The organism is Streptomyces sp. JH34 (assembly GCF_029428875.1).
Classification (GTDB): domain Bacteria; phylum Actinomycetota; class Actinomycetes; order Streptomycetales; family Streptomycetaceae; genus Streptomyces.
Genome location: NZ_JAJSOO010000001.1, coordinates 3,385,609 through 3,405,155, shown reverse-complemented (window position 1 = coordinate 3,405,155; position 19,547 = coordinate 3,385,609). Strand labels below are relative to the sequence as shown.

The following is a 19,547-nucleotide window of genomic DNA, read 5'->3' as shown; positions in this document are numbered from 1 at the left end:
CCAGGATGGGATGGGCCGGGTCGGTGGCCCCCGTGGTCGTCGACGCCGGCCGCGCCAGACTAGAGCGCAACTGGCCCTGGACGCACGGGGTTTCGGCCGGTGTGTCGTCGGATTCACGACGTTACGGTTGCGGGCATGACGGAAACCAGTTTCTGGACCTGCCCGTCGCACGCACGGGTGCGCGGGTCGGGCCGGCACACGATCACGGTGGTGCTGCCGCCGTTCCCGGACCTCCCGGACGGCATGCCACCCAACGACGCCGATGGCGCACGGGAGTTCGCCGCCTCGTTCGGAACGGTCGACGAGGTCCTGGAGTGCGACGGGGAACGGAACATCAGCGACGGGCTCTCTCCGGCCACCCGCGACGACCTGGACCGGATCCAGGTCGGACGGTGGGGCGACGTCATCGGCATCTCGGACCCCGCCCTGGCGGACGACGGGAACACGTGGCCGGTGCTGGAGCAGGTGAGGGCGCTCGCGGAGCGCTTCCCCGGGGCGAAGGTCATCGGCGGGGCCGTGACCGACCGCGGGGAGACCCATGAAGAGGTGGCCTGGGCGGTGCCCGGCTTCGAGGTGGTGCACTCCGAGGGCTGGCCGGGCGAGGACGACCCGTCGCGCTGGACGCTGGAGGGCGACCCGCGGGCCGTCCTGGACGCCTGCGGCGTGACCGGGCAGGCCGCGAAGGACGCCGATGTCGCCTACGACCCGGACGACCCCGCCGCGACGTACTGGGGCGGCCTCGGGGAGCTGATCCTCGGTGTCCACCGCCCGTGGAGGCGGAGGAAGGTGCGGACGTCGGTGTTCCGCGTCCGCCACACCCGCGCCGCCACGGATCTCATGGAGGAGATCTGGATCTCCGGCTGAGGATCCCCGACCGGCTCCGGGCTCGCCGTTGACAGTGGGGGCTAATGACATTAGCTTTTAGCTAAGAACATTAGCCAAGCGCTCTGGGGGACGTCGTGACCGAATTCCTTGCCGTCGACGGCGGCACGATCGCTTACGAGGTGTCGGGGTCCGGCCCGCTGATCGTCCTCGCGCACGGCATGGGCGACAGCCGTGCCGCGTACCGCGAGGTGATCCCGGCGCTGGTGGCGGCGGGGCATCGCGTCGCCGCGGTCGATCTGCGCGGCTGCGGCGAGTCGAGCGTCGACTGGCCGGCCTGGGACCGCACCGCCATCGCCGGTGACCTGCTCGCCGTGGTCCGCCACCTGGGTGGGCCGGCCGTGATCGTCGGGCACTCGGTCTCCGGCGGCGCCGCCACCATTGCCGCCGCCCGGGAGCCCTCCCTGGTCACCGGCGTCGTCGAGTTGGCGCCCTTCACCCGCAAGCAGTCGATCGCACTCGGCGATCTGAAGGTCAGGCGCTTCAGGCAGGGCATGCTGCGGCTGCTCGGCGCGGGGCTGTTCGGCAGTGTGCCGCTCTGGCGCTCGTACCTCGACGTGGCCTACCCCGGCGTGAAGCCGGCCCACTGGTCCGAGCGGCTCGGCCGCATCGAATCCCGGCTGCGTGAGCCCGGCCGGATGAAGGCCATGCAGGGCATGGGCCGCAGCGCCCCGGTCGACGCCGGAGCGCAGCTCGGCAAGGTCCGCTGCCCGGTCCTGGTCGTGATGGGCACGCTCGACCCCGACTGGGCCGACCCGCACGGCGAGGGCTCCGCGATCGTCGACGCCCTGCCGTCCGGACTCGGGCGCCTCGAGATGATCGAGGGCGCCGGGCACTACCCGCACGACCAGTTCCCCGACCAGGTCGTCTCGCTCGTGCTCGGCTTCCTCCGGTCGGACGCCGCCCGTGCCTAGGGCCGGCCTGGACCCGGCGGCCGTGGTCGCGGCCGGTGCCGCACTCGCCGACGAGGTGGGCCACGCCGGCCTGACGATGGGCCTGCTGGCCGAGCGGGTGGGTGTGCGCACCCCGTCGCTGTACAAGCACGTCAGCGGCCTGGAGGACCTCAACCGGCGGATCGCGGAGCTGGCGATGGCCGAGGCCGCCGAGGCCGTCGGCGTCGCGGTGCAGGGGTATGCGGGCCGCGACGCCCTCGCCGCCGCCGCGCGCTCCTTCCGTGCCTTCGTCGTGGAGCACCCGGGCCGTTACGCCGCGACACTCGGACAGGAGCCTTCCGGACCGGACGATCCGCTGGCCATCGCGGGCCGACGGCTGCTCGACGCGTTCACGGCGGTCCTGCGCGGCTACGAGATCGCCGAGCCGGACGTGGACAACGCCCTGCGGACGCTCCGCAGCCTCTTCCACGGGTTCGCCACGCTGCAGGCGGGAGGCGGGTTCCAGTGGAGCGCCGACATCGACGAGAGCTTCGAGTGGCTGATCGACTTCGCCGACCGGGGCCTGCGGAGCGTCAGCCGTCCGTGAGGGGGGCTTGGGCCTCGCCGAAGTGATCGAACTCGCCCGCCACGACGCCCTTGGCGAACGCCTCCCACTTCTGTGCCGTGGTGGTGACCACCGTCCCGGGATCGCCGGTCCCGCGCAGGTACACGAGTTCCCCGGGGCCGAACGCGATCTCGATCCAGGGGCCGGGCCCCTCGGCGTCCTCCGGCGCGGCACGGGTCCAGGTGAGGCCGGCGGGGACGTCAGGCACGGTCCTGGTGCTCCTTGACCGTGCGGATCAGGGCCGCCCAGGCGGCGGGGCTCGTCCGGAGTATCGCGCCGCTGGGGTCGCCGCTCTCGGTGAGGGCCACGGAGCCGTGGTCGGTCGCGACGTGTACACACGAATTGCCTTGGGCGCAGTAGGACGACTTCTGCCATGCGAGTGCGGACATCATGGATCCCTCACAGATTTCGGGCGACGGTATGGATGAAGTCGCGTGACGTCTCGGGTGCGAGCGCGATGGCCTCGATCCGGCTCAGCAGGACGCGGTACTTCTGCAACTGCGTTTCCTCGTCCAGGAAGACGGGACCGTGGGACTGATCCAGGTTGACGCTGTCGAGCTGCGGTACAGCACCGTGGATGTAGTAGATCGACTGCCCTGATCCGGCGAAGGCTCCGGCCGAGAACGGGAGGACCTGGAGCACGACGTGATCGAGCTCGCTCATCTCCACCAGATGCCCCAGTTGGCGACGCGTCACCTCCGGCCCGCCGAACTGCATCCGCAACGCTGCCTCATGGATGACGACGTGCTGGGCGGTCGGGGCATCCCGGAACAGCACGGCCTGCCGTTTGATGCGGTACGAGACACGGTGCTCGATATCGGGAGGCGATAGTTCCGGGGCGTCCTGGCGGAAGATCTCCCGGGCGTGCTCCGGTGTCTGGAGGAGCCCGGGAATGTGGACGGTGACCGCAGTGCGCAGCCCTTCCGCGTGGTGCTCACTCTCCGCGAGATCCAGAAGCGGCGCGGGCAGGATCTCCCGGTACTCCTCCCACCAGCCGCGTGTGCGGTCGGCGGTCATGTCACAGAGGGCCGCGACTACTTCTGTGTCCGCGCACCGGTAGTGGCCGGCGAGCGTGCGGACCCTCTCCGGGCTGACGCCCACGCGCCCGGCTTCCATGTTGCTGATCTGGTTCTGCTTCACGCCCAGCAGCTGGCCTGCCTGTGTCGCGGTCAGGCCCGCGCGTTCACGGAGCTTGCGCAGTTCGCAGCCGAGACGCAGTTGGCGGCCTGTCGGATTGGTTCTCATCGGTCGGCTCGCCCCCTCGAACGCCTCGTCACCCGGACGAGTGGTAGTTCACTCATTACTCAGCTTTCGGTTAATGCATTATCCAGAGCTGGCTACGTTGGACCCAGGCCACCCGCCCGGAAGTACCCCGCTCGACGGAGCGGTCTCGTCACCGGGCCCTGCGAGACACACCTCCACCGCTCCTCCGTGAACGGAGACTTCCATGGTTCTGGCCACCGTAACGCCGCCTTGGGCGTACACCCTCCAACTTCCGCCGGATCCGCGCGGGCCCGGGATCGCGCGGGCGACTCTGCGGACCGTCCTGCGGGTGCACGGGATGAGGGATCTCATCGACACGGCCGAGCTGTTGGCGAGTGAGCTGGTCACCAACGCGTACCGGCACTCCTCGGGGCCGTACTCGCTCCGGCTGCGCGGGGCGGGGCGGAACCGGGTGCGGGTCGGGGTGTGGGACAGCAATCCGCAGATCCCCGCTCCCTTCTGCGGCGGCGACCCGGACGAGCCGGACGTCCTTGCCGAGCGGGGGCGCGGGCTCCATCTCGTACGGGAGTGCGCGGAGAGCTGGGGCGCGTACCCGATCAGGGGCGGACTGCCGGGGCAGGGCGGAAAGGTGCTGTGGGCGGAGTGCACCGTGCCGCCCTGCCCCGGGCCGGGGTGGGGGCGTCAGCCGGAGTAGCGGGCCTCGAAGGCGCGGAAGGACTGTTCCTGGCGCCATTCCAGGCGGGCCTTCGGGCTGTTCGCGAGCAGTCGGGCGCAGCGCGCCGACTGCGGTGCCTGGCACTCCTGGACCGTACGCCAGCCCTGGCGTACGGGGTCGGGACGCCACAGGCTGCGGCCCGGCAGGAAGGCGTACTCCAGGGAGGCCCGGGCCAGGTCCTTCAGCTCCGGGTAGCCCAGTCCGTAGGTGCGGGCGGCCCGGCGGTACTCCTGGCCGATGTCACCGCGTGAGATGCCCGGGTCGTCGGTGGACAGCACGACGGGTACGCCGTACTTCCGGTAGACGGGGAACGGGTGATCGTCGCCGTCGACCTGGAGGATCTGCGCGTTGCTGGTGAGCGGGACTTCCACGGCGACCTGGCGGCGCGCCATGTCACGGGCGAGCTTGCGCCAGTCGTCCTCCTGTACGAGGTCGACGCCGTGGCCGATGCGCTCGGCCTGGCCGGTGCGCACGGCGTCGTCGATGTGGAAGGTGAGGTCCTCGGGCTTCACCAGGCCTGGGACGAGTTCGCCGGCGTGCAGGGTGATGTGGGCGCGGGGGTAGACGCCGTGCAGGTAGTTCAGCATCCGCATGTGCAGCCGGTAGTCCCGCAGGGAGATCTCGCCGTCCTCCGGCTGGACCAGGTTCACGGCGACGAACCGCTCGTCGCGTTCGGCGAGGCGGAGGCCCAGGGCGATCTGGGTGAAGACGCGTTCCGGGACGCTGTTGCGGGACACCTGGGAGATCCAGCGCACCGTGATCCGGCATGCGGGACGGGGGTTCGCGGTCGCGCAGGCCGCGGTGTCGCGGAACTCGGCGTCCGCCGTGTCGGCTTCCTTCCCGGCATCCGTCACCAGTTGGTCCAGCCGTCCACCGGCGAGCAGTTTGCGGTGCATGGAGGCCAGGTCCGCGTCCCAGCCCACGTCGGTCGCCAGCTGCCGGGCTCCCGCCGAGGCGGGGCTGACCATGGTCTCCAGATACGTCTGGTTCTGGGCCGCGGCGGTGCCCGCCACGTCGGCCAGCATCTTCCCGCGGTGCGAAGTCGCCGCGCTGAACTTCCCGAAGGTCGCGAAGAAGTGGTCATGGCCGGACTCGGCCTGCGGGAAGTCCTGCATGGACCAGGCCCGGACGATCTTCTGCCGGAAGGCGGCATCGGTCAGGGCGTCCGCGGCCGGGCGGCTGCCGGTGCCGCACGGCGGGGCGACGGCGGTCGTCGTGGCGTCGATACAGAGGTTGTCGTCGGCCGCGAGCTGGATGAGGTACTCGGTCTGCACCGCGCCGGAGAGGTGATTGTGCAGGTCACCACCCTTGGGAAGGTCCCGGAAGAACTGTCCGGGCTGCTGCGGGTGCGCCTCGAGCCACGCGGCGGTGCGGGTTTCGGCTGCGGTCGCCGGCCGTGGTGGCGAAACGAATGCGGGGGCGGCGGCCCGGGCGGCTGCCCCGGCGGGAAGGGAAGCGGCCAGGGCGGCTGCGACGAGTCCTGCGGCCGTCAACAACCTTCGGACGCGCGCTGAGTTGTGGGATACGGAGATCACGTCTTGCATGATCACGAAGAGCGGCTCGCGTGACGCCGGGCCGCGTGGACGCTGCCCCCTAAACCATCCTTCCGGGGGAACCGTCCGCCTCGGCCGCCTCAGACGTGGAGTTCGGGTGGGAAACCGGTCCAGCGGAGCTCGGCGGGGAGGTGGCTCATGTCGTTGACCACGAGCAGGGCCGGGGGCCTGCCGGGGGTGTACCGGATGACGGTCAGCGCGGCATTGGCGTGGTTGAGCCCCAGCCAGCGCCACGCGGGGGCGTCGAGGGCATCGCGTACGAACCAGGCGGCCAGGAAGGCGTGGGTGACGACCAGTTCGTGGCGGGGCTCGCCGTCGGCCGTCACGCCGGTGAACCGCGCCAGCGCGGCATCAGCCAGCTTCGGACCCTGGGTGCGTTCGTCCTCCGGGAACTGCTCCAGGAAGCCGAGGAACCCGTCGGCCGACTCCTTGGGAAGCTCCTTCCGGCTCGGGACGTACGGGACGTAGTCCCCGGCCTCCTCCGCGACCCGCAGGGGGACGTCCTGCCGCAGCTGCTCGTGGACCAGGCGGGCGGTCTGTGCGGCACGGGGGAGCGGGCCGTGGTGGACGGCTGAGAGCGGTATGCCCCGGAGACGCTCTCCGAGGAGGGCCGCCTGGCGTCGGCCCCGTCCCGTCAGTTCGGTCTCGTCGGGGGATGCCTCCCCGTGCCGGGCGATGTAGAGGAAACGGGTCGAGGTCCTTGCCGTGGTCATGAGGCCCTTCCAGCTGGTCCGGTGGATGTCGGGGTGGACGGTGCCCGTCATCGGCTGGTTCCGGGTCGCGCGTTCGGGTGATGTCGGCGCGGGCCGTTCCTTATGGGGCCCGGGGTCCGGCCCGCGCCGCCGGCACGCCCGGCGTGTCGGGTGCGCGGCGTTTGGGACAGTGCCGCTCCGTGATCAAGGAACGGGGTGAGCGGGCATGACTGTGGTGCACGGACTGAGTGACCGGGTGGGACCGCCGTCGGGCGGGGGCGACTGCGGGCAGACGCTGAGACACAGCGACGGACCGTGGCTGCGGGCCGCCGGCGGTGCGGATGAGCTGGTGACCCATCTGGGACCGGTACGGCATGAGTTGGACCTGGCTCACCAGGGGCTCATGGCGGGTGCGGGGCGTCTGACCGCCCTCGCGGAGCTGGCGGCCGTGCGGGACTCCTGGGAGCGGAGGATCCAGGCGGCGCAGGGGGAGTGCGGCAGCCTGGCGGCCAAGCTGCGGGACGTCGCACGCATCCAGGGCGGCACGAACACGGCCGTCGGGTCGTCCTTCGACTCGGTACGGCTGTGCGAGGGGGAGAAGCGGTGACGCCGAACCTGACCTGGGCGCAGGTACGGGATCTGAAGTGCGCCGAGTTGGAGGGCGCGGCCGACGGGTGGGGCAGGTCGAGCAACCGGGCCGACGCTGCGCGGGACCGCATCGAGCAGCAACTGCTCACCGGACTCCGCGAGACCCAGGAGGGCGAAGCCGCACAGGCGGCGGTCGCACGACTGCGGCAGCTGGGGCGGAACTTCCAGTACGTGTACACGGAGTGCGGGCTCCTCCGTACGACGCTGAACTCCCTGGCCCATGAGATGAGGACCCAGCAGCGGGCGCTGACGGATGCGCTGGACGACGCCGCCGCACGGAAGTTCACGGTGCACGCGGACGGGTCGGTGACGTACCCGTCGGGAGGCGAAGGGCTGGTCGACGGGGCGCCGCTGCGGGGCGGTACCGCGTCGTCGAGCGCGTCCCCGGGCCTGGTCCCGCCTTCGGGCCTGGTCGCGCCGAACCCCCACTCGGCCAAGGCGCAGGACATCGCTGACCGGGTCTGCGGAGCGGTACGTGCGGCGGCCGAGATCGACTGGCGGTACGCGGGGATCCTGCGCCGGCTGAAGGCGGAGGAGGGGCTGAAGGTCCCGGCCTCCACATGGAAGGACGCGGCAGGCGACGCCGCGGAGGTGCGGGACGCGGCGGGGGCGTATCTCAAGGACGCCATCCCGCGCGACGCGTCTCCCGCAGCTCGGCGCGACTGGTGGGCAGGACTGACGCAGGAGCAGCGGGAGGAATACCTCGCGGTGTACCCGGACCAGATCGGGAACCTGGACGGAATCCCCGCCCTGGTCCGCGACGCGGCCAACCGGGACAACCTGCAACTGCTGATCGGCAAGCTGGAGGGCCGGGACGACGAGAAGTCGATGACGCAGCTCGCGGGACTGCGGGAGATCGACCGGCAGTTGGGGGCTGCGGCCAAGCCCGGGGAGCCGCCGATGTTCCTCTTGGGGGTCAGCGACGAGGGGAACGGCCGGGCGATCGTCTCCTACGGAAATCCGGATACGTCGAAGAATGTGGCTGCGTATGTGCCGGGGCTGAACACGTCGCTGGATGAAGACTTCGCGAAGAATGACCTGAAGCGTGCGTTGGACACGGCGAAAGGATCACGCTATCTCGACGCATCCAGTGCTGCAATCGCCTGGCTTGGCTACGATGCGCCGCAGCTTGTCGATGGGTTCAATAGCCTAGACGTGGCAGGTGAAAGTAGAGCTGTTGAGGGCGGTAGACGCTTCAGTGAGTTTACTGATGGACTGGCCGCGACGAACGAGCATGAAGATCCTCACCTGACAGCCATTGGGCATTCTTACGGGTCACGTACCGTGGGTGCGGCCGCTCAGCAAGGTGGCATCCCTGGAGTTGATGACATCGTTCTGGTGGGGAGTCCCGGAGTGGGTGTGGATCGTGCGGAGCAGCTCGGGGTGGGTAAGGAACACGTATTCGTTGGAGCGGCAGAAAACGATGTGGTGACAAAGCTACCAGCGAAGCAGCAAGTGGCTGCTGGAGCCATGGCGGCTCTGTCGGGTCCTTTCGTCTACGTCGTTGGAGATGTGGCGGACCAGGGTGATGACGACCTTTGGTTCGGTAAAGATCCGGCGAGTGAAGCATTTGGTGCCAGGCGGTTCCGTGTGGATGACGGCCCGGGTGTAGTCAGTTCCGATGGGTTGTCCATCGACGCTCATTCTCAGTACTTCGACCCGAAGAGAGATGCGGCATCTGCCCATAATATTTCACTCATCGCGGCAGGGCGGCCAGAGAAGATTAGATCGCAGGAGTATCGGTAGTGCACAAGATTCTCAGAATTATGGCCACCTTGGCGATTTCTATCTCGCTAGCCGGGTGTGCAAGTGACGTTGATTCCATTGGTGGCAGTGAAGGGGGCGGCATGGATATGCAGCAAGCTGCCGAACGGGCAGATGAAATCCTGGATGATGTTCTGGGGCGTATCGATCCAGAGGTCAGGTGGACTCACGACACCACTAGCATCGGTAGCTGCGACGTAACCAGAAGGCGCGCTGTCATGACCATCGTTTCCCCGGAGCGCAGGGGCAACTTCTTGGGTGTGGTTGATCGAGCCTGGCGCAGCAGCGGGTACCGGATGAAATCCATCAACAACGACCCGGACGTTCCTGCCATCTTCGCCCAGACGGAGGACGGGTTCGGCGTGAGTCTGATTGTCGGAGGTGAGGGGCAGGTGTTCTTCGAGGTCGACACCCCCTGCGTAGAGGAGTCCGAGGTAGCCGAGTCCACCACTCAGGCCACCGCACCCACCTACGAGGGCATGGAGAACATCCCCCGCCCCAACATCCGCTCCCCCTTCTGGTCCGACGGCGCCCCCTGACCCCTCCCAGCCGCCCCTGACGCCCCCTCATGCGCCCATCCACCCGTACACACCAGCGAATCGTGCGGTGAAGAGCGCCCGAATGGGGGATGGTTGGGGGGTGCGGAAATACTGGGTGTTCGTCGGCGGTGGGATCGGGCTGGGCCTGTGCTTCATCGCCCTGCTCGTCGTCGGGACGTACTCCGCCGCTGCCGGGATGGCCGGGGCGAGCGGGGCCGTCGGGCTGGCCAAGGGGGCGGTGCCCGCGCGGTACCAGCCGCTCGTGGAGAAGTGGGGCACCCTCTGTCCTGCGATCAACCCAGCTTTGCTGGCGGCCCAGTTGTACCAGGAGAGCGGTTGGAATCCGCGCGCCCAGAGCCATGCCGCCGCGCAGGGCATCGCGCAGTTCATCCCCGGTACGTGGGCCTCGCACGGTATCGACGGGGACAAGGACGGCGACCGTGACGTCTGGGACCCGGCCGACGCGATCCCGTCTGCCGCGTCCTACGACTGCGAACTCGCCGGGTACGTCAAGAAGGTGCCGGGCGATCCGACCGACAACATGCTCGCCGCGTACAACGCGGGCGCCTACCGGGTGATCCAGTCGGGTGGAGTGCCCGGCATCAGCGAGACCCAGAACTACGTCAAGATCATCCGTTCCCTGGAGAAGAGCTTCGCCAGGCCGGTCGGCAGGGTGCAGCCCTCGCAGCAGGCCGCCGGGGCGATCTACTTCGCACAGAAGAAGCTCGGTACCCCCTATCTCTGGGGCGGGAACGGAACGGCCGACCAGGGAGGCAGGTTCGACTGTTCCGGGCTGACGCAGGCCGCGTACCGGACGGTCGACATCGAGCTGCCCCGGGTCGCCAACGACCAGTACAACGCGGGGCCGCACCCTTCCCGGGAGGAGCTCCTCCCGGGCGACCTGGTGTTCTTCTCGGACGATCTCAACAATTCGCGGGCCATTCGGCACGTGGGGCTCTACGTCGGCGGCGGGTACATGATCAACGCTCCGTACACGGGTGCGGTGATCCGGTTCGACAAGATCGACACTCCGGACTACTTCGGTGCGACAAGAGTCACGAAGGACGGCGCCGCGGCGCTCCCGACCGCGCTGCCGGAGAGCTGACGACCAGTCGGCCATGGCCGGAACTCTCCGTGAAGCCCGGGCCCTGAGCTGCGACGATGAGTCACTCTTCGATAACGTCATGGTGATCATTCGGTGGAGACCGGAACGCAGGCAGCCGGCAGGTCGTTCCCTGGACTGGGACAGCATGCGCACATGACCATGCGTGACTGCCCGGACCAGTCGGGCGTGACGGCATCATGGCGTGACGCGGCACTGAATCCGCACCGACCACGGGGGTCAGACCAAGGCGGCGCACGCCCATGTGCGTCGCAGCAGCAGACAAGGCAAGGGGCCGTGGCAGATGGCTGGACTCGCACTCGATGGGTCGAACCCCGATGTCAGCCTGCTCTACGACATCAATGGGCTGGCGAAGGCCGCTCCGACCTGGTTCGACCGGGTCATGGAGTTCGTCGGTGAATTCGGGATCATGTTCGCCATGGTCCTGGTGGTCCTGTGGTGCTGGTGGAGCGTGCGCCGACGCGGGACGACCGAGGACTCGGTGACGGCGGTCGCCGGGCTGGTGTGGGCGCCTCTCGCCGCCGGGATCGCGTTGCTGATCAACATCCCGATCCGCGGCTTCGTGGAGCGGCCGCGCCCGTTCCTCGACCACAAGGGCCTCGAAGTCCTGGTGCAGGGCAAGACGGACTTCTCCTTCGTGAGCGACCACGCGACGATGGCGATGGCGATCGCGGTGGGGCTCTTCGTGGCCAACCGGAAGTTCGGCCTGATGGCGATCGCGCTTGCTCTCCTCGAGGGCTTCTGCCGCATCTACATGGGCGTTCACTATCCGACCGACGTGATCGGCGGCTTCGCCCTCGGCACCGCCGTGGCGCTGCTGCTCGCCCCGCTCGCGATGATGCTGCTGACCCCTCTGGTGGGCGCTGTCGCCCGCGCCGGGGTGGTCGGCCGGCTCGTCCGCTCGGAGGGTGACGTCGTGGCCGCTGACGGGCGCGGCGAGTCGCGCGGGATTCCCGAGCCGAGCCGGGGTGCCGGCCGCGGCGGCGCGCCCGACGAGAAGGACCTCGCCGCCTAGGCGGAGCGTTCACCGAACATGAGTGAGGGGGTGTCCCACGGGGCACCCCCTCACTCATGTTCCGATGATTGGCTGATTTCTTTCCTTCCGTCCTCGTCACTTCGGTGACGGGGCATCATGTGCGGGGACGCGGGGGTGGTGCGGGTGGCCGGTCGGCGGCCGTCACGGCAGGAAGTCAACCGGCGGCGCGAGCGCACGGGGTTCGTGGGGCGTCGCGGTGAGCTGGCCGTCTTCCGGGAGACCTTCGCCAGGGATCCGGAAGAGGCCGACTTCCCGTTCCTCTTCCATGTGCGGGGCAACGGTGGGGTGGGCAAGTCGACACTGGTCCGGCAATGGGAGTCCACCGCCCGCGAGCAGGCCTCGGTCGTCACGGCGTACGTGGACGACGAAGTGCATGACGTGCTCGAGGCGATGGAGGCCGTCAGCGCCCGGCTCGGCCGCCAGGGGCATCCCCTGAAGAGGTTCGACAAGCAGCTGACCACCTACCGTCAGCGCAGGCACCAGGCCGAGAGCGCGGCCTCCGCCCCGCAGCCCGGACCCGGTGAGCCCGGAGTGGCGGCAGCCGTACCGTCGACGTCCAGCACCGTGGCGGCCCAGGTGGGCCTGGCCGGCCTGGGAGCGCTGGTGCCCGGGGCCGCGTTGATCACCGGGGCCGTCGACCCGCAGCAGGTGGCGCTGGGCGCGGACCGGGTGCGGGCGATTCTCAACACACGCCTGCGCAGCCACGACGACGTCCAACTGGTGATGAACCCGCTCGTGGGCCTCGTCCCCGTCTTCCTCGACGACCTCGCGGATGTCGCCGAACGGTGCGAGCGGGTGGTGCTGTTCTTCGACGTGTACGAGAGGACCGGGCCGGTCCTCGACTCCTGGCTGCGGGCCATCGCGTTCGGGGACGAGTACGGCAGCCTGCCCGTCAACGTGCAGATCGTGCTGGCGGGTCAACTGCGCCTGGACGCCCGGGTGTGGGGTGACCGGCTGAGCCAGGTCACCGAGGTGTCCCTGGAGGTCTTCTCCGAGGAGGAGGCGCGAACGCTCCTCTCCACCCACGGGGTCACCGACGAACCCAGCGTCGAACTGGTGCTGCGCCTGTCGGGGCGGCTCCCGCTGCTCGTCGACATGCTGGCCCGGAGCGAGCCGGGAGCGGGCGCGGCCATGGGCGATCCCTCCGAGACCGCGGTCGAGAGATTCCTGAAGTGGGAGCCCGACCAGGAGCGGCGCGAGGCCGCCCTGGCCTGTGCGCTGCCCCTGCAGACCGACGAGGACATCTACCGCGCGATCGTCCCGGAGTCCGCGGCCGAGAGCTACGCGTGGCTGCGCGGACTGGCCTTCGTCTCTCCTCAGGGCGGCCGCTGCCGGTACCACGACGTCGTGCGCGCCGCGATGCTGCGTCTGCAGCGGACCCGGTCACCCGCCCGCTGGCAGCAGGCGCACACCCGGCTGGCCGACGTGTTCCAGCAGCGGCGGCTCGCGGTGGAGGCGGACCTCGGTACCGACCTCGAGGACCTCTGGAAGGAGGCCGCCTGGCGGGAGCACCGGCTGAACGAGACGTATCACCGGCTGTGCGCGAATCCTCGTACGGCCCTTCCCGAAGCTCTCTGCCAGAGCGTTCACGCCATCGGCCTCGACGTCGCCACGTTGCGCCGCTGGGCCCAGATCCTCGGCGGCGCGGGAGTCGACACCGACGCCGCTGCCCTCGTGTCGTGGGGTGACCGGCTGGAGGCCGCCGCGGAACAGGAGCAGCCGGGCGCCGTCGTGCTGACCCTGCTGCTGCACGCTCCCGAACTCGACGCCCCCGGAAGGGCCTTGGCCTACACCGTCCGGGCCGAGGAGTACAGGCACCTGGGTGATCCCGAGAGCGCGCTGACGGACTGCGAGGAGGCAGTCGCCCTCGCGCCGGACGCGGCCCGTCCCCATGCGGGGCTGGGTGAGACCTACCGGGTGCTGGGCCGTCACGAGGAGGCGGTCGCCTCCTGCACCCGCGCGGTGGAGATCGACCCGCGGTACGTCCTGGCGTACGGCAGCCGTGGTGATGCCCACCGGAACCTCGGGCGCCACGACGAGGCCTTCGCGGACTTCGCCCGGGCCATCGAGATCGACCGGGGATACGCCTGGGCGTACGGCAGCCGCGCGCGGGTGCATGAGGCCCTGGAGCGGCACGAGGAGGCGCTGGCCGACTACGACCGTGCCGTGGACATCGACCCGCTGTACGAGTGGGCCGTCGGGAGCCGTGCCCAGCTCTTCGAGCGGATGGGGCGGTACGAGGAGGCGCTGGCCGACTACGACCGTGCGGTGCGGATGGACCCGCAGTACGCATGGGCCGTCGGGGGCCGGGCGCGCGTCAAGAGGGAGTTGGGCCGCTCGGAGGAGGCCCTCGCCGACTACTCCCGGGCCGTCGAGATCCGGCCCGACTACGCCTGGGCCTTCCAAGGCCGCGCGCAGGTGAACCTCGCGCTGGGCCGCCACGACGAGGCCCTGGCCGACTTCACGCGGGCCCTCGACCTGCGACCCGGGTACGGCTGGGCCGCGGGCAACCGTGGGGAGCTGTACGAGAAGCTCGGTCGTTACGAGGAGGCGCTGGCCGACTTCACCCTGGCCATCGAGATCGACCCGTCCTCCGACTGGATCCTGGGCGCCCGTGCCCGGACGTATCTGCGCCTGGGCAGGCACGCGGACGCCGTCGCCGACTGCGCCCGGACCGTCGAGATCGATCCGCGGGACGGCTGGAACCAGATGCTGTACGGCGTGGTGCTGCGTGCGGCGGGCGATCCCCGGGGAGCCGAGGCGCGCTTCACGGACGCCCGGCGCATCTTCACCTCTGCCGCTACGGGAGACAGGGACGCGGCCGTGGACGCCCGTCAGGGCCTCCTAGTCCTCCACTGCGCCCTGTTCGACCACGATGCCGCGGCCGCCGGGTGCGAGGCGCTGATCGCTCTTGGGCCCGGGCGGAGCCTGATCGGCGAGGCCGTCGAGGACCTGTCCGTCCTTCGCGCGCTGTCTCCCGAAGCGGGACCGGGCATCGATCCGGTCGTGCGGATGCTGCGGCAGACGCTCCAGGAGCACGGAGTGCCGATCGCGGCCCCTGCGAGTGACCCCCGCGTCTGACCCGGCGCGTCCGACTACCGCGTCTGACTTCCGCGCGTTCCCACCCTCCGGTGACGGGCCCTAGACCTGTGCGTCCGGTACCTCGAGGTGCTCCCGTGCGTCGGCGCGGGCCCGGTCGCGGGCGCGCCGGGCGGGTCCTGACCAGCCGCAGCTGCAGCGTGCCAGGCAGAACGAGCCCCGTTCGACGGTCGTGGTGGTGTGTCCCGGAGAGGGGCGGTGGACGGGGGAGTCCGAGGGGTCCTGATACACGCGTCCACGGTACCGGGGGCGCCGTACGGAGGTCGGCGAGTGGGCCGATCGGCTGCCGTGAGGGGGGGCCCTGGCGTGACGGGGCGCCCCGGCAGTCGTTAGGCGAGGCGGGCGGGGAACCGGTCAGGTGTACGTCGTTGGGGGTTGGCAGGCGATGGTGGTGCGACAGCACAGGTGCGGAGGCGGGGCACTCGCTGTGTGCGCCCTGGCCGTCGCCGGCGTGATGACGACGGGCAGCGGCTGCTCAGCTCCGGGCGGTGACGCCGGTGACGGGGCCGGTGGGCACGCCGTCACCCGGGCCGACACGGCCGGCTCTCCCGTGGCCGTGGTCCGTCGGGCGGCCGAGGCGCTGGCCGGTGCGGGCAGCGCCGGGACGCGTACGTCGATGGAGACCGCGGCCGGCGGTACCCGGGTGACCATCAGGGGCGAGGGGGCGTACGACTTCCGCAGGCAGCTGGGCCGGATCAAGGTCGTCCTGCCGAAGGACGCCGCGGGTACCGACGGGCACCGGCCGATCACGGAGCTGCTTGCACCCGGCGCGCTGTACATGAAGAACCGGGGCGCCGGGGTGCCCGACGACAAGTGGGTGCGGATCGACACCACCACCCTGGAGGACGGCAATCTGGTCACCGGCGGTGTCACCGATCCGATGGCCGCCGCCGAACTGCTTCGCGGCGCGGACGAGGTGAGTTACGTCGGCACGACGGCACTGGCCGGGGTCACGGTCCGGCACTACCGGGGGGGTCGCGGACATCGGGCGGGCGGCGCGTGCGGCCTCGCCGTCCTCGCGCGGGGCCCTCGGCGCCGCGGCGAAAGGGTTCAGCACGCGCTCGGTGCCGTTCGACGCCTACCTGGACGACAAGGGGCTGTTGCGGAAGGTGCGCCACCGCTTCAGCTTCGCGACCGAGGGGCCGGCGGTGGCGGTGGTGTCGACGATGCTGCTCTTCGGCTTCGGCGTACCGGTCCCGGTGGAGCTGCCGACCGGGACGGACCTCTACACCGGGCAGGTCGAGCAGGGTCGGAGTGGCCCGGAAGCGCCGTAGGGGAGGGGGCCGAAATGGTCCTTCCGTGCCATGCGCGGCGCATGCCGTCCTCCCTACGCTAGGGAGTCGGTGCGCCAGGAGTCGGCGACAGCAGAGAGAGGTGACGCAGGTGGTGACGCTCAGCGCTCCGAACGCTCAGGACTGTGTGGCCCTCGCCGAGATCGAACTGTGCGGCGAGCTCATGATCGCGGCGGCGGACGCACGGGAGGACCGGCTCAGTCCGGACCGTATCGACGAGGTGCTCAAGGTCAGGGCGGACACCGCCGAGTCCGCGCCGACGATTCCCCGGCAGGCCCGCCACCGGGGATGACCCGTCCCAGCGCGCGCCGTCGTCCGTGCACGCGTCACCGCCCCGTCGTCCGCGCCGGCGTCACGTACGCAGGAGGCGCGCGATCGCCTTGGTGGCCTCCTCGACCTTCGCGTCGATCTCCTCGCCGCCCTTGAGCGCGGCGTCCGCGACGCAGTGGCGCAAATGCTCCTCCAGCAGCTGGAGCGCGAAGGACTGCAGGGCCTTCGTGGAGGCCGAGACCTGGGTGAGTATGTCGATGCAGTAGACGTCCTCGTCCACCATCCGCTGGAGGCCGCGGACCTGGCCCTCGATGCGGCGCAGGCGCTTGAGGTGCTCCTCCTTCTGGTGGTGGTAGCCGTGGATTCCGCGGTCGTGGTCGGTGACGACCGCGTCCGTACCGGCCGCGTCGGCGGCCTCGGTGGTGGTCATGGGGTCCCTCCGTTGTCCTCTTGGCCTGCGGTGAGCGTGCCGTTCTGTGCCGTCTACATACCCCTGCCGGGTATATCGTACCGAATCGAGCCGAAACGTGACCGGGGGGCCGTGCTGATCACTGTGCCCGATGCGCGACACTGAAGAACGCCGGTTAGCCGTGGCCGGATGATGCGCCTAGCATCAGCCTGACCGAATCCAAAGCACCCCGAGGACCCCACGTGCGCTTTCGTCTGACCCCCAGGGAGACGAGCTTCTACGACATGTTCTCCGCATCAGCGGACAACATCGTCACGGGCTCGAAACTCCTGATGGAACTGCTCGGGGCGGATTCTGCCTCCCGAGTCGAGATCGCGGAGCGTATGCGGGCAGCGGAGCACGCGGGGGACGATGCCACCCACGCGATCTTCCACCAGCTGAACTCCTCCTTCATCACGCCGTTCGACCGCGAGGACATCTACAACCTCGCGTCGTCGCTCGACGACATCATGGACTTCATGGAGGAGGCCGTCGACCTGGTCGTTTTGTACCAGATCGACGAGCTCCCCAAGGGTGTCGAGCAGCAGATCGAGGTCCTGGCCAGGGCGGCGGAACTGACCGCCGAGGCCATGCCGAGTCTGCGGACCATGGAGAACCTCACCGAGTACTGGATCGAGGTCAACCGTCTGGAGAACCAGGCCGACCAGATCCACCGCAAGCTGCTGGCCCAACTGTTCAACGGCAAGTACGACGCCATGGACGTGCTGAAGCTCAAGCAGATCGTGGACGTGCTGGAAGAGGCGGCTGACGCGTTCGAGCACGTCGCCAACACCGTGGAGACCATCGCGGTCAAGGAGTCCTGAACCTCGTGGACACCTTTGCGCTGATCGTGACCATCGGTGTCGCGCTCGGCTTCACGTATACGAACGGCTTCCACGACTCGGCGAACGCCATCGCCACCTCGGTCTCCACCCGGGCGCTGACCCCGCGTGCGGCTCTGGCGATGGCCGCTGTGATGAACCTCGCAGGCGCCTTCCTGGGCCAGGGGGTCGCCAAGACCGTCAGCGAAGGCCTGATCGCCACGCCCGAGGGCCAGAAGGGGATGGGCATCCTCTTCGCGGCGCTGGTCGGCGCGATCATCTGGAACCTGGTCACCTGGTACTACGGCCTGCCGTCGTCGTCCTCGCACGCGCTGTTCGGCGGCATGGTCGGCGCGGCACTGGCCGGCGGGACGATGGTCCACTGGGACGGGGTGCTCGACAAGATCGTCATCCCGATGTTCCTGTCCCCGGTCATCGGCCTGATCGGCGGCTATCTGGTGATGGTCGTGATCATGTGGATATTCAGGAAGGCCAACCCGCACAAGGCCAAGCGCGGCTTCCGGATCGCGCAGACGGTCTCGGCGGCGGGTATGGCCCTCGGGCACGGTCTGCAGGACGCCCAGAAGACGATGGGCATCGTGGTGATGGCCCTGGTCATCGCCGACGTCGAGGGCCCGAACGACGAGATCCCGGTCTGGGTGAAGATCGCCTGTGCGGCGATGCTCTCCCTCGGGACGTACGCGGGCGGCTGGCGCATCATGCGGACGCTGGGTCGCAAGATCATCGAGCTGGACCCGCCGCAGGGCTTCGCGGCCGAGACGACCGGCGCGTCGATCATGTTCGGCTCGGCGTTCCTTTTCCACGCACCGATCTCCACGACTCACGTGATCACCTCGGCGATCATGGGCGTCGGAGCGACGAAGCGGGTGAACGCGGTCCGCTGGGGCGTGGCCAAGAACATCATCCTGGGGTGGTTCATCACGATGCCGGCCGCGGCGCTGGTCGCCGCGGCGAGTTACGGGATCGTCGTGCTGCTCTTCGGCTGAGCCGAATCCCGGCGGCGTCCGGCCGCCGCCGCCCGTAGGACACGGAATGGGTCCGCCCCTGCTCTCCACAGAAGAGCAGGGGCGGACCCTTTCGCCTTGCGGTGGCACCGCCATGCAGCACCCCAAGGCCGTCTGTGGTTATCCGAAGCGGCCCGAGATGTAGTCCTCGGTCGCCTGTACCGACGGGTTGGAGAAGATCCGCTCCGTCTCGTCGATCTCGATCAGCCGGCCCGGCTTGCCCACCGCGGCGAGGTTGAAGAAGGCCGTACGGTCCGAGACGCGTGCCGCCTGCTGCATGTTGTGCGTCACGATGACGATCGTGAAGCGCTCCTTCAGCTCGCCGATCAGGTCCTCGATGGCGAGGGTCGAGATCGGGTCGAGCGCCGAGCACGGCTCGTCCATCAGCAGCACGTCCGGCTCGACCGCGATCGCGCGGGCGATGCACAGGCGCTGCTGCTGGCCGCCGGAGAGACCGGAGCCCGGCTTGTTCAGGCGGTCCTTGACCTCGTTCCAGAGGTTGGCGCCCTTGAGGGACTTCTCGACGATGTCCGACAGCTGGCTCTTGCGGTAGGAACCGTTCAGCCGCAGGCCCGCCGCGACGTTGTCGAAGATCGACATGGTCGGGAAGGGGTTCGGACGCTGGAAGACCATGCCGACCGTGCGGCGCACGGTGACGGGGTCGACACCGGGTCCGTACAGGTTCTCGTCGTCCAGCAGCACCTTGCCCTCGACGCGGCCACCGGGGGTGACCTCGTGCATGCGGTTCAGGGTGCGCAGGAAGGTGGACTTGCCGCAGCCGGACGGGCCGATGAAGGCGGTCACGGAGCGGGGCTCCACCGTCATCGAGATGTCCTCGATGGCCTTGTGGGAGCCGTAGTAGGCGGTGAGTCCGCCGATGTCGATGCGCTTGGCCATGTGAATCACTGCTTCTTTCGGG

Annotated in this window: 21 protein-coding genes and 1 pseudogene; 14 read left to right on the top strand and 8 right to left on the bottom strand. The window is 69.6% G+C overall.

Annotation, left to right across the window (positions count from 1 at the left end; translation table 11 throughout):
- Nucleotides 1–135 precede the first annotated feature (135 nt).
- The 3 genes from LWJ43_RS15110 (at nucleotide 136) to LWJ43_RS15100 (ending at nucleotide 2,361) form a co-directional block, all read left to right on the top strand.
- On the top strand, nucleotides 136–864 hold the full coding sequence (locus LWJ43_RS15110; protein WP_277332777.1) for a DUF6333 family protein: 729 nt from the start codon (nucleotides 136–138) through the stop codon (nucleotides 862–864).
- Nucleotides 865–959: 95 nt separating this feature from the next.
- Nucleotides 960–1,796 carry an alpha/beta fold hydrolase gene (locus LWJ43_RS15105; RefSeq protein ID WP_277332776.1) on the top strand — a complete coding sequence of 279 codons (837 nt, stop codon included), beginning with the start codon at nucleotides 960–962 and terminating at the stop codon, nucleotides 1,794–1,796.
- A gap of 22 nt (nucleotides 1,797–1,818) precedes the next feature.
- A complete protein-coding gene (locus tag LWJ43_RS15100; RefSeq protein ID WP_277335893.1) occupies nucleotides 1,819–2,361 on the top strand; it encodes a TetR/AcrR family transcriptional regulator in 543 nt (180 codons plus the stop codon).
- Here LWJ43_RS15100 and LWJ43_RS15095 read toward each other — a convergent pair.
- From LWJ43_RS15095 to LWJ43_RS15085, 3 genes are read right to left on the bottom strand one after another with little or no spacing between them, the layout of a single operon-like run.
- Entirely contained in the window at nucleotides 2,348–2,587 is a 240-nt protein-coding gene (locus tag LWJ43_RS15095) for a DUF397 domain-containing protein (RefSeq protein WP_277332775.1), read from the bottom strand. The two genes, LWJ43_RS15100 and LWJ43_RS15095, sit on opposite strands and share 14 nt — an antisense overlap.
- Nucleotides 2,580–2,768: a DUF397 domain-containing protein gene (locus LWJ43_RS15090; protein WP_277332774.1), complete on the bottom strand. Its 189-nt coding sequence runs from the start codon at nucleotides 2,766–2,768 to the stop codon at nucleotides 2,580–2,582. The genes LWJ43_RS15095 and LWJ43_RS15090 overlap by 8 nt, the downstream gene beginning before the upstream one ends.
- A 10-nt stretch (nucleotides 2,769–2,778) precedes the next feature.
- The gene (locus LWJ43_RS15085; RefSeq protein ID WP_277332773.1) at nucleotides 2,779–3,624 is read right to left on the bottom strand and encodes a helix-turn-helix domain-containing protein; all 846 of its coding nucleotides are present in this window, start codon (nucleotides 3,622–3,624) and stop codon (nucleotides 2,779–2,781) included.
- A 202-nt stretch (nucleotides 3,625–3,826) separates the two neighbouring features.
- Between LWJ43_RS15085 and LWJ43_RS15080 the strand changes: the two genes are divergently transcribed.
- Nucleotides 3,827–4,297, top strand: coding sequence for an ATP-binding protein (locus tag LWJ43_RS15080; RefSeq protein ID WP_277332772.1), 471 nt, complete (start codon nucleotides 3,827–3,829; stop codon nucleotides 4,295–4,297).
- On the opposite strand, the gene LWJ43_RS15075 is transcribed toward LWJ43_RS15080, so the two are convergent.
- Entirely contained in the window at nucleotides 4,285–5,862 is a 1,578-nt protein-coding gene (locus tag LWJ43_RS15075; RefSeq protein ID WP_277335892.1) for an adenosine deaminase family protein, read from the bottom strand. The genes LWJ43_RS15080 and LWJ43_RS15075 overlap by 13 nt on opposite strands.
- Nucleotides 5,863–5,951: 89 nt before the next feature.
- Nucleotides 5,952–6,584, bottom strand: a complete 633-nt coding sequence (locus tag LWJ43_RS15070; RefSeq protein ID WP_277335891.1) for a histidine phosphatase family protein — start codon at nucleotides 6,582–6,584, stop codon at nucleotides 5,952–5,954.
- Between the two features lie 205 nt (nucleotides 6,585–6,789).
- Between LWJ43_RS15070 and LWJ43_RS15065 the strand changes: the two genes are divergently transcribed.
- From LWJ43_RS15065 to LWJ43_RS15040, 6 genes are all read left to right on the top strand, one after another.
- On the top strand, nucleotides 6,790–7,170 hold the full coding sequence (locus LWJ43_RS15065) for a hypothetical protein (RefSeq protein WP_277332771.1): 381 nt from the start codon (nucleotides 6,790–6,792) through the stop codon (nucleotides 7,168–7,170).
- Nucleotides 7,167–8,957 carry an alpha/beta hydrolase gene (locus LWJ43_RS15060; protein WP_277332770.1) on the top strand — a complete coding sequence of 597 codons (1,791 nt, stop codon included), beginning with the start codon at nucleotides 7,167–7,169 and terminating at the stop codon, nucleotides 8,955–8,957. The genes LWJ43_RS15065 and LWJ43_RS15060 overlap by 4 nt, the downstream gene beginning before the upstream one ends.
- A 101-nt stretch (nucleotides 8,958–9,058) precedes the next feature.
- Complete coding sequence (locus tag LWJ43_RS15055) at nucleotides 9,059–9,514, top strand: hypothetical protein (protein WP_277335890.1); 456 nt, start codon at nucleotides 9,059–9,061, stop codon at nucleotides 9,512–9,514.
- 115 nt (nucleotides 9,515–9,629) lie between these two features.
- Complete coding sequence (locus LWJ43_RS15050) at nucleotides 9,630–10,619, top strand: C40 family peptidase (protein WP_277335889.1); 990 nt, start codon at nucleotides 9,630–9,632, stop codon at nucleotides 10,617–10,619.
- Between the two features lie 301 nt (nucleotides 10,620–10,920).
- Complete coding sequence (locus tag LWJ43_RS15045) at nucleotides 10,921–11,652, top strand: phosphatase PAP2 family protein (protein ID WP_277332769.1); 732 nt, start codon at nucleotides 10,921–10,923, stop codon at nucleotides 11,650–11,652.
- A gap of 204 nt (nucleotides 11,653–11,856) precedes the next feature.
- A complete protein-coding gene (locus LWJ43_RS15040) occupies nucleotides 11,857–14,754 on the top strand; it encodes a tetratricopeptide repeat protein (protein ID WP_277332768.1) in 2,898 nt (965 codons plus the stop codon).
- 60 nt (nucleotides 14,755–14,814) lie between these two features.
- Here LWJ43_RS15040 and LWJ43_RS15035 read toward each other — a convergent pair whose 3' ends face one another.
- The gene (locus tag LWJ43_RS15035; RefSeq protein ID WP_277332767.1) at nucleotides 14,815–15,003 is read right to left on the bottom strand and encodes a hypothetical protein; all 189 of its coding nucleotides are present in this window, start codon (nucleotides 15,001–15,003) and stop codon (nucleotides 14,815–14,817) included.
- Nucleotides 15,004–15,157: 154 nt separating this feature from the next.
- Between LWJ43_RS15035 and LWJ43_RS15030 the strand changes: the two are divergent.
- Nucleotides 15,158–16,046, top strand: a pseudogene (locus tag LWJ43_RS15030) (SCO4651 family lipoprotein).
- Nucleotides 16,047–16,146: 100 nt separating this feature from the next.
- Nucleotides 16,147–16,356, top strand: a complete 210-nt coding sequence (locus LWJ43_RS15025) for a hypothetical protein (protein WP_277332766.1) — start codon at nucleotides 16,147–16,149, stop codon at nucleotides 16,354–16,356.
- A gap of 60 nt (nucleotides 16,357–16,416) precedes the next feature.
- Here the strand turns inward: LWJ43_RS15025 and LWJ43_RS15020 are convergent, their stop codons facing one another.
- A complete protein-coding gene (locus tag LWJ43_RS15020; RefSeq protein ID WP_277332765.1) occupies nucleotides 16,417–16,764 on the bottom strand; it encodes a metal-sensitive transcriptional regulator in 348 nt (115 codons plus the stop codon).
- 221 nt (nucleotides 16,765–16,985) lie between these two features.
- On the opposite strand from LWJ43_RS15020, the gene LWJ43_RS15015 reads away from it, so the two are divergent.
- Nucleotides 16,986–17,606: a DUF47 domain-containing protein gene (locus tag LWJ43_RS15015; protein ID WP_015578119.1), complete on the top strand. Its 621-nt coding sequence runs from the start codon at nucleotides 16,986–16,988 to the stop codon at nucleotides 17,604–17,606.
- 5 nt (nucleotides 17,607–17,611) lie between these two features.
- Nucleotides 17,612–18,610 (top strand): inorganic phosphate transporter, encoded by a 999-nt coding sequence (locus tag LWJ43_RS15010; protein WP_277332764.1) that lies wholly within the window; start codon nucleotides 17,612–17,614, stop codon nucleotides 18,608–18,610.
- A gap of 138 nt (nucleotides 18,611–18,748) precedes the next feature.
- Here LWJ43_RS15010 and pstB read toward each other — a convergent pair whose 3' ends face one another.
- On the bottom strand, nucleotides 18,749–19,525 hold the full coding sequence (gene pstB, locus LWJ43_RS15005; RefSeq protein WP_014154963.1) for a phosphate ABC transporter ATP-binding protein PstB: 777 nt from the start codon (nucleotides 19,523–19,525) through the stop codon (nucleotides 18,749–18,751).
- Nucleotides 19,526–19,547: the final 22 nt, after the last annotated feature.

What these genes read in the sequence shown, in the direction of transcription:
- LWJ43_RS15090 (WP_277332774.1), bottom strand. Translation starts at nt 2,768, where the DNA reads ATGTCCGCACTCGCATGGCAGAAGTCGTCCTACTGCGCCCAAGGCAAT.
- LWJ43_RS15020 (WP_277332765.1), bottom strand. Translation starts at nt 16,764, where the DNA reads ATGACCACCACCGAGGCCGCCGACGCGGCCGGTACGGACGCGGTCGTC.
- LWJ43_RS15080 (WP_277332772.1), top strand. Translation starts at nt 3,827, where the DNA reads ATGGTTCTGGCCACCGTAACGCCGCCTTGGGCGTACACCCTCCAACTT.
- LWJ43_RS15070 (WP_277335891.1), bottom strand. Translation starts at nt 6,584, where the DNA reads ATGACCACGGCAAGGACCTCGACCCGTTTCCTCTACATCGCCCGGCAC.
- pstB (WP_014154963.1), bottom strand. Translation starts at nt 19,525, where the DNA reads ATGGCCAAGCGCATCGACATCGGCGGACTCACCGCCTACTACGGCTCC.
- LWJ43_RS15045 (WP_277332769.1), top strand. Translation starts at nt 10,921, where the DNA reads ATGGCTGGACTCGCACTCGATGGGTCGAACCCCGATGTCAGCCTGCTC.
- LWJ43_RS15065 (WP_277332771.1), top strand. Translation starts at nt 6,790, where the DNA reads ATGACTGTGGTGCACGGACTGAGTGACCGGGTGGGACCGCCGTCGGGC.
- LWJ43_RS15110 (WP_277332777.1), top strand. Translation starts at nt 136, where the DNA reads ATGACGGAAACCAGTTTCTGGACCTGCCCGTCGCACGCACGGGTGCGC.
- LWJ43_RS15085 (WP_277332773.1), bottom strand. Translation starts at nt 3,624, where the DNA reads ATGAGAACCAATCCGACAGGCCGCCAACTGCGTCTCGGCTGCGAACTG.
- LWJ43_RS15075 (WP_277335892.1), bottom strand. Translation starts at nt 5,862, where the DNA reads ATGCAAGACGTGATCTCCGTATCCCACAACTCAGCGCGCGTCCGAAGG.
- LWJ43_RS15055 (WP_277335890.1), top strand. Translation starts at nt 9,059, where the DNA reads ATGGATATGCAGCAAGCTGCCGAACGGGCAGATGAAATCCTGGATGAT.